Source organism: Caballeronia sp. ATUFL_F2_KS9A (genome assembly GCF_023630765.1).
GTDB lineage: Bacteria > Pseudomonadota > Gammaproteobacteria > Burkholderiales > Burkholderiaceae > Caballeronia > Caballeronia zhejiangensis.
In genome coordinates this window covers 1-563 of sequence record NZ_JALQEK010000063.1, presented here as the reverse complement: position 1 = coordinate 563, position 563 = coordinate 1, and the positions used below count along the sequence as shown (strand labels likewise).

1 protein-coding gene is annotated in these 563 nt (G+C 63.1%); it reads left to right on the top strand.

What is annotated here, in order from left to right:
* The coding region (gene tssJ / locus NCS67_RS31790) for a type VI secretion system lipoprotein TssJ (RefSeq protein WP_250437930.1) at positions 1-563 on the top strand (563 nt) is incomplete at both ends.

The following is a 563-nucleotide window of genomic DNA, read 5'->3' as shown; positions in this document are numbered from 1 at the left end:
TGGCTCTTCACCACGCAAGTCAAGTCGATGAACGTCGAACTGAACGGTCGCGCCGCGTTGAACGAGAACGCGACCGGCCAGCCGCTTTCGACGGTGGTGCGGTTCTATCAACTCAAGGATTCGAAGACCTTCGCGCAACTCGAATATGTCCAGTTGCAGAACGCCGATCTCGAACTGCTCAAGACGGATCTCGTCGCCACCAAGGACGTCGTGCTGCGCCCGGGCGCGAGCGCGAGCGTTGCCGAACCGATGCAGAAGGACGCCGAGTACGTTGGCGTAGTGGCGTTCTTCCGCTCGCCGAGCAGCAACGGCGTGTGGAAGCTGTTGATTCCGAAGAAGCAGTGGAAGGACACCGATCCGGTGAGAATCAGTGTGCAGAGCAATCTGCTCGTGCTCGAAGGTGCGGATCCGAAAGCCGTGAAACGCGATGCGCCGCAGCAGTCCGTATCGAACGCCGGGGCGGCTGCCGCGTCGGCGGCGTCGAGTGTCTCGGGAGCCGCCGCCGCGAGCAAAGCGGCGGCGCAGAGCGTCAACACGGCGACCGACGCGCTCACAAGCGCCAA